General features: G+C 43.9%; 7 protein-coding genes. 5 read left to right on the top strand and 2 right to left on the bottom strand.

All coding sequences use genetic code 11. The features are described from left to right. Positions 1-200: 200 nt before the first annotated feature. Positions 201-449, top strand: coding sequence for a Ycf34 family protein (locus tag PN462_RS18675; protein WP_443029221.1), 249 nt, complete (start codon positions 201-203; stop codon positions 447-449). Positions 450-521: 72 nt separating this feature from the next. Here the strand turns inward: PN462_RS18675 and PN462_RS18670 are convergent, their stop codons facing one another. Both PN462_RS18670 and PN462_RS18665 read right to left on the bottom strand, forming a co-directional pair. Beyond that, complete coding sequence (locus PN462_RS18670; RefSeq protein WP_272130339.1) at positions 522-1,208, bottom strand: hypothetical protein; 687 nt, start codon at positions 1,206-1,208, stop codon at positions 522-524. Between the two features lie 103 nt (positions 1,209-1,311). Then, on the bottom strand, positions 1,312-2,493 hold the full coding sequence (locus tag PN462_RS18665; RefSeq protein ID WP_272130338.1) for an aldo/keto reductase: 1,182 nt from the start codon (positions 2,491-2,493) through the stop codon (positions 1,312-1,314). A 154-nt stretch (positions 2,494-2,647) separates the two neighbouring features. On the opposite strand from PN462_RS18665, the gene PN462_RS18660 reads away from it, so the two are divergent. From PN462_RS18660 to PN462_RS18645, 4 genes are all read left to right on the top strand, one after another. After that, a complete protein-coding gene (locus tag PN462_RS18660; protein ID WP_272130337.1) occupies positions 2,648-3,886 on the top strand; it encodes an FGGY-family carbohydrate kinase in 1,239 nt (412 codons plus the stop codon). A gap of 43 nt (positions 3,887-3,929) precedes the next feature. After that, positions 3,930-4,844 (top strand): branched-chain amino acid transaminase, encoded by a 915-nt coding sequence (locus tag PN462_RS18655; RefSeq protein ID WP_272130336.1) that lies wholly within the window; start codon positions 3,930-3,932, stop codon positions 4,842-4,844. Between the two features lie 251 nt (positions 4,845-5,095). Continuing rightward, positions 5,096-5,950 (top strand): DNA adenine methylase, encoded by an 855-nt coding sequence (locus PN462_RS18650; protein ID WP_272130335.1) that lies wholly within the window; start codon positions 5,096-5,098, stop codon positions 5,948-5,950. A 136-nt stretch (positions 5,951-6,086) separates the two neighbouring features. After that, entirely contained in the window at positions 6,087-6,785 is a 699-nt protein-coding gene (locus PN462_RS18645; RefSeq protein WP_272130334.1) for a potassium channel family protein, read from the top strand. The last annotated feature ends 242 nt before the right edge of the window (positions 6,786-7,027 follow it).

The following is a 7,027-nucleotide window of genomic DNA, read 5'->3' as shown; positions in this document are numbered from 1 at the left end:
GGTGGGGGAGATGGGGAGATGGGGGAGATGGGGGAGGTGGAGAGATGGGGAGTAACAACTGGTTACTGTTTACTGATTGCTGTTTACTGGTTACTGTTTACTGTTCCCTTCGGATACTGGTAACAGAATAAAATCTTGTATTACAATGCAGATAAATGACTCTTGTAATGGCTAGAAGACTTGATGGCGGAGGCCAGACTATGTGTATTTGTGTAAATTGTCATTATGTCGATCGCTGTGTTACCTACCACGCGGTAGAAACTCAGCATCAACAACCCCATTTAACCGAAACCCCCCATTTTGACCCCACTGAACCCACCATTAATGTTAATATTCGACCCCAACAAGATTATGTGGAAATGGAGTGGGATGTTGTTGGATGTGAGAGCTTTTTAGAAGAAGCGGGAAAATGGGCGAAATTACGTCCCGGTGAACCCGTGCCAACTTAATTTTGTGGGTTGTTGGTTTGTTGGTGGTTGGTTGTTAAACTTCTCGTTTATCCATGATTCATTATTGATCCCCTACTTCCTAATAATTTTAGCAATCTCTCGCAGAAGTTTATTTTCTTCTAACCTAATTTCTTCGAGACGGGAAACCGTTTCTAGGAGTTTTTTCTGTTTTTCTCCCTGAGTAGTGGGTTGCTTTTCGCTGCTTTTATCTTGACGGGAAAAAGGAAAAGTAACCACTTTAAAAACGACTACAAAAATGGCTAAAATTAGGCGTTTAAAGGCTTGAGTGAGGAGTAACAAAAGACTCAGTGTTAAAGCCAACACCACTAACAAAAAAACGAATAAAATTAGCGGATGATGGACTAATCCATTGAGGAGGGGAGAAGATGCGATCGCACCCTGATAATTCTCTAATAAACTTTGGGTAATCTGTTCACTGAGAATTTGTTTCAGATTAACCACTTCTTCCCATCGCAGTTGTACCTTAGTTTGTACCGTCTCACTGGTTTCATTGAGGCCATCAACCACAGTTTGCGGGGTTTCTGCAAGACGACTTCCCCAACTCGAAACTGTATTGGTGGTGGTTTCCCATCCCCCTTGGACCGAAGTCCAAAGTTGCTGACTGGTTTCGGAAATGGATTCTCCGACATCCTTGAGGGGAGAGTCTTCTGTCTCCTCAGTGGAGGGAGTTTCGGTTAACAGTTGCGAGGGAGTCCACCTCCCAAAACGACTATCTGGGGAAAATATCCAATGGAGCATAGTTGAGAGTTGAGCGTTCAAAATTTGGGAAATCATGAGTTAGGGTGAGACAGTAGGGGAATTGTGGGGATTTTGAAGATTTTAGCAAAATGAGGACACAAAACTATTGCTGAGATAAGCGTTGTACAGTTTCCCCTCCTAACAAGCGATCGCATTCTTCTAAAAATAGCGGAATTTGCTCTGCATAGGGACTATCCCGCAAACAATCCCTCAAATCTAATTCTCGCACCCGGTTGGCCTTATTCCCCGGAAACCAGTGACTGGCATTCCCCAACAAGTTATACCGCGCTTTGCCAAACTCTGTCATATCATAGGCTAACGCCAAATTAAATAACCACAACACCACAGGAATATTAATATTATCCGGGGTTTCTTCTGGGGTGGGGAGTCCTTGGTGCCAAGTTTGCCACCATTCTCGACCTAAGCGACTATAGGCTTCTTTCTCTAAGCGGTCTATAATCGGCTCTAAGACCTCTTGTGCCTTTTCTAGGAGGGGGAGCGTTTTGAGGTGTTCCTCGAAGTCTGAGGGACGCGCAGCACCCAGAGAGAGCGTATGCACTTGGGGATGGGAGAGACAGAATAAATCATTAAACACCATGGGACTCAAGGGGTGGCATAATTCCACTAATTTATTCGGGGGGTTGTAGAGTTGCCCTCCTTTATCCGATGGACTAATAATAAAAACCCCCATGTCGTGACGGCTTGCGGCTTCTATGGCCGGCCAATTTTGCTGTAAAATGTAGTACCAGTGGAGGTTCACATAATCGAATTGTCCCGACTCAATGGTTTGGACAATAATTTCAGTGGGAGCATGGGTGGAAAAGCCAATATAACGCACTTTCCCCGCTTCTTGTAACTTCCGTGCTTCTTCTAAACATCCCCCCGGTTTGAGACTATCATGGAGGATTTCACGGGTGTTAATGCCATGTAATCCTAATAAGTCCACATAGTCTAATTGGAGAAACTGTAAAGACTGTTCAAACTGTTGTCTAAATTCCCTTGCATCGGGTTTGGGAGAGACTTTGGTTTGGACAATCATTTTCTCTCTGGGAAGTTTGGGTAAAATATGGCCTAACTGCATTTCTGAGGTCCCATACCCCCTTGCAGTTTCAATATGATTAATCCCCAGTTCGAGAGATGTTTTAATAGTGGCTTCTAAGTTATCTTGGCTAGTATCGGGAATCTTATTCCAAGCCTGATCTTCCCAACTGTATTGATACCGCATCCCCCCACAGGAGAAAACAGGCATTTGTAAGTTTGTCCGACCAAAACGACGGTAGTGCATATTGGATAATGGGTAATCGGTAATGTATAATGGGTGATTAGGGGATTGATTCAAGAGCAAACAGCAAAGATATCAATATATAATATATTAATTGCTGATTATTAATTATTAATTATTAATTATTAATTGTGAATTGGTTAATTGTGAATTGTTTATGCTGACCCTTGGTATTGATTTTGGCACATCTGGTGCGAGAGCAGTGGCGATTACGGCGACTGGGGAAGTGGTTGCAGAGGCGCGATCCGGTTACACTGTAGCACAGGCTCAGGTGTGGCAGGAAGCCTTGGAACATCTTTTGGAACAGTTGTCGGGGGAAGTGCGATCGCAAGTTCAGAGAATCGCCATCAACGGCACATCCTCCACCGTGCTATTATGCGACCATGCCGGGACTCCCATTGCTGACCCTCTCCTCTACAACGATAAACGCGGCCAAACCACCCTCAAACAGATCAAAACCCTCGCACCCCCAAACCACGTAGTCCACAGTGCCACCTCCAGTTTAGCGAAACTCCTTTGGTGGACAACACAACCGGAATTTAAACAAGCAGTCTATTTTCTTCACCAAGCAGACTGGTTAGGGTTTCTCTTACACGGCCAACTAGGCATTAGTGACTATCACAACGCCCTCAAACTCGGTTATGATGTGGATCATCTCACCTATCCCGACTGGTTAGAGTCTCTCCCCCAACGGTCCCTTCTCCCCCAAGTGCGTCCCCCAGGCAGTCCGGTGAGTAACATTCAACCCGACTTAGCACAACGGTGGCAGTTTCCCCCCCATTGTCTCATCTACACCGGGACTACTGATAGTATTGCCGCTTTTTTAGCCAGTGGTGCAACCCAACCCGGTGAGGCCGTCACCTCATTAGGTTCGACTCTGGTTCTCAAATTACTCAGTCGCACAAAAGTAGAAGACAGTCAAGCGGGGGTTTATAGTCACCGTTTGGGGAATTTGTGGTTAACCGGGGGTGCGTCGAATACCGGGGGTGCGGTGTTACAGCATTTTTTCAACGATAGCCAATTACAGTCCCTCAGTGCCAAAATTGACCCCACTCAAAGAAGTCCCCTAGAATATTATCCTTTATTAGAAACAGGCGATCGCTTCCCCATTAACGACCCCAACCTCTCCCCCCAACTGGACCCCCAACCCGACAACCCCGTGGAATTTCTCCACGGCCTCCTAGAGAGTATAGCCCGCATCGAAACCCAAGGCTACGAGAAACTACAAACCCTCGGTGCAGATGCCCTACAACGAGTCTATACGGCAGGAGGAGGCGCGAAAAACCCCCAATGGACTAAAATTCGTCAACGGCGTTTACAAGTCCCTGTCGTCCCCTCAGCCCACACAGAAGCCGCCTACGGGACGGCACGGTTAGCCCAAGGAATGATAAGATAAGAAAATTGTTAGTCTAGCCGTCCGTCCTATTTTAGCCTGAACGATGCACAACTTCTTGCCCATTGCCTACTTTGAAAACCAATTTGTTCCCTTTGCCGAAGCGAATATGTCCATCGCTACCCACGCTCTACATTATGGCACAGGGGCTTTTGGTGGAATGCGAGGACTCCCGGACCCCAACACCCCCCAACAAATTTTACTCTTTCGGTTAGACCGTCACTGCGAACGGTTGAGTAGTAGTGCAAAGTTTTTACACTTTGACTTACCCGCCGAAAAAATCCAAAGTGTTATTATCGAATTTATTAAACAAAATAAGCCTACATTCCCCTTTTATATTCGTCCCTTCGTCTATACCTCTGGGTTAGGAATTGCCCCCCGTTTACATAAAGTTGAAAAGAATTTCTTTGTCTATGGATTAGAATTAGGGGATTATTTGTCCCCCGATGGAGTCACTTGTCGCATTAGTTCCTGGTGTCGTCAAGAAGACCGCAGTTTCCCCCTACGCGGTAAAATTAGTGGTGCGTATATCACCTCCTCTTTAGCAAAAACCGAGGCCGTGGAGTCGGGGTTTGATGAAGCTATTTTATTAAACTCTCAGGGGAAAGTTTGTGAAGCATCGGGGATGAATGTGTTTATTATTCGGAAGGGTCAATTAATTACCCCTGGATATGACCAAGATATTTTAGAAGGAATTACCCGTTTAAGTATTTTAGATTTAGCGAGAGATTTAGGGATTGAGGTGGTGGAACGTCCGGTGGATAAGTCGGAGTTGTTTATTGCGGAGGAAGCGTTTTTAAGTGGCACTGCGGCTAAAATTACTCCCATTAAACAGGTGGAAAATTATCAACTCCCCCAAGAGAAACCCATTACACATAAGTTACGAGAAAAGTTAATTGCTATTACGGAAAATCGGGAGAGTGACTATAAAGATTGGGTGTTTACTGTTCCTGTCGGGTAAAGTAAAAGAAGAAACCACAAAGACACAAAGAACACAAAGGTATGATGTAGGTTGGTTGGAGAAAAGTAAGGTTTATAATTCACTATTCTCAGTGGACTGTGTTGGGTTTCATTTCATTTCACCCAACCTACATTATTTCAGAAAGTGGGTTTCTTATGAGGGTTTTCTGGAAAAGACGAAAATTGACCACAGAAACCCGGTTTCTCTACCTACCTATAACCTTATCACCTATCACTTATCACCCAAAACCAATGCTCAAAAGTCCATTAAGATATCCCGGTGGAAAGTCGAGAGCAATTAAATTTTTAAAGCAATATATTCCCCTATTTAAAGAGTTTCGTGAACCGTTTTTCGGAGGGGGATCAGTGAGCTTTTTTTATGTTCAGAATGTCCCCCATGCGTCTTTTTTTGCCAGTGAATTATATTATGAGTTATATTGTCTTTGGAGTGAGTTAAAAACGCAGCAAGAGACGCTAATTGAAGAAATTAAACGGATTAAAGCGACTCAAACAAATGGTCGGGAATTATATCAAGAAATTATGGAGAGACGAGAAAAAGAACTCTCTCCTTTTCAAAGAGCAGTTGATTTCTTTATTTTAAATCGCATTACTTTTTCTGGGGTAGCAGACTCTGGGGGATATTCAGAATTGTCTTTTCAGTCCCGTTTTACGGATTCTTCCATTGAACGACTGAGACAAGCAATTGAGATAGTTAAAAAAATAGATATCTTGAATCAAGATTATGCAGTTTTGTTACAAAAACCGGGAGAAGATGTTTTTATTTTTCTTGATCCTCCTTACTATTCGGTAACAAAGTCTAAACTCTACGGAAAAAAGGGGAATTTACATACTGCGTTTGATCATGAACGGTTTTTAAGGGAGTTAACCAACTGTTCTCACCGATGGTTAATGACTTATGATGATTCGGAGTATATTCGAGATTGTTACAAGGACTTTTATCAACTCCCTTGGGATTTACAGTATGGGATGAATAATTATAAACAAGGAAAAGCGGAAATTGGCAAAGAATTATTAATTGCAAATTTTGAACTCCCGATCTGTCAAGAAACTCCAGACAATAAGAATCAGCAACTTAGTCTGTTTTAGTGAGGTAATGGCTAAGTAATGGATAATGGATAATTGCTTACTACTTATCTAATTACTACTGATTACTACTTACTGTTTACTATTTACTGTTTTGCGATAAGCTAAGATTTAGCTTGAGTTTTGCGGAGAAATTGTTTTGAACTTGCGATCGCTCAAATTTCTCACCAGTCTCGGTCGAGATACCCGACAATTTGCCATCATTGGGTTAGGTCGTTTTGGCCGGGCCGTGGCCTCCTCCCTCCACGGAATGGGTTACGAAGTCTTGGGGACTGATGTAGATGAAAAATTAGTGGCCCAAGTCCTCAACGAAAAAATCGTCACCCATGCCCTTACTTTAGACTCTACAGACCCCAATGCCCTCAAAGAAGCGGGAATTCTTGAATTTGACACCGTAATTGTGGCCATCGGTAACTACGTCCAAGAAAGCATTATCACCACCCTTAACATCAAAGAAGCAGGAGTTGCCCACCTCGTCGCCAAAGCCTCCTCCAAAATCCACGGTAAACTCCTCACTCGCGTGGGGGCCGATCAAGTGGTGTTTCCGGAATACGAGGCCGGATGTAATCTTGCTTATACCCTCACCAAACCGGCCATTTTGGACCGCTTCGATATTGATCCCGATCATAGTATTGTCGAAGTCCTTGTCCCAGAGGAGTTTGACGGGAAAACCATCGCCGAATTACAACTCCGCAGTCATTATGGTTTAACCCTACTTGCAGTGGCCGAAACTGACGAAAAATTCGCCATCAACCCCCCACCCACTCGCCAACTCTATAAAGGATCAGCCATGATTGTCTTAGGGTCCAATAAAGATTTACAGCGATTGCCAATTTGATTTTGTGATTTGTTGTTGGTTGTTGGTGAAAAAGGGAACAGGGAACTCCGGAACTGGGAATCGGGAATCGGGAATCGGGAATCGGGAATAATATATTTTTGTTTTCCCCATCTCCCCCATCTTCCCTTTGTGTCCTTTGTGTCTTTGTGGTTCAATCCCCAATTACCAATCCTCAATCCCCAATTACCAATCCTCAATCCCCAATTACCAATCCTCAATCCCCAATTACCAATCCTCAATCC

It is taken from the genome of Spirulina sp. CS-785/01, from assembly GCF_028330525.1.
In the GTDB taxonomy this organism is placed as follows: domain Bacteria; phylum Cyanobacteriota; class Cyanobacteriia; order Cyanobacteriales; family Spirulinaceae; genus JAQMSD01.
Note: the sequence above shows the minus strand (reverse complement) of the source record. Positions and strands in the feature narration are given on the sequence as shown.

Excerpts from the sequence above, each read along its gene's own strand:
- PN462_RS18675 (WP_443029221.1), top strand. The coding sequence starts at position 201 with ATGTGTATTTGTGTAAATTGTCATTATGTCGATCGCTGTGTTACCTAC.
- PN462_RS18670 (WP_272130339.1), bottom strand. The coding sequence starts at position 1,208 with ATGCTCCATTGGATATTTTCCCCAGATAGTCGTTTTGGGAGGTGGACT.
- PN462_RS18665 (WP_272130338.1), bottom strand. The coding sequence starts at position 2,493 with ATGCACTACCGTCGTTTTGGTCGGACAAACTTACAAATGCCTGTTTTC.
- PN462_RS18660 (WP_272130337.1), top strand. The coding sequence starts at position 2,648 with ATGCTGACCCTTGGTATTGATTTTGGCACATCTGGTGCGAGAGCAGTG.
- PN462_RS18655 (WP_272130336.1), top strand. The coding sequence starts at position 3,930 with ATGCACAACTTCTTGCCCATTGCCTACTTTGAAAACCAATTTGTTCCC.
- PN462_RS18650 (WP_272130335.1), top strand. The coding sequence starts at position 5,096 with ATGCTCAAAAGTCCATTAAGATATCCCGGTGGAAAGTCGAGAGCAATT.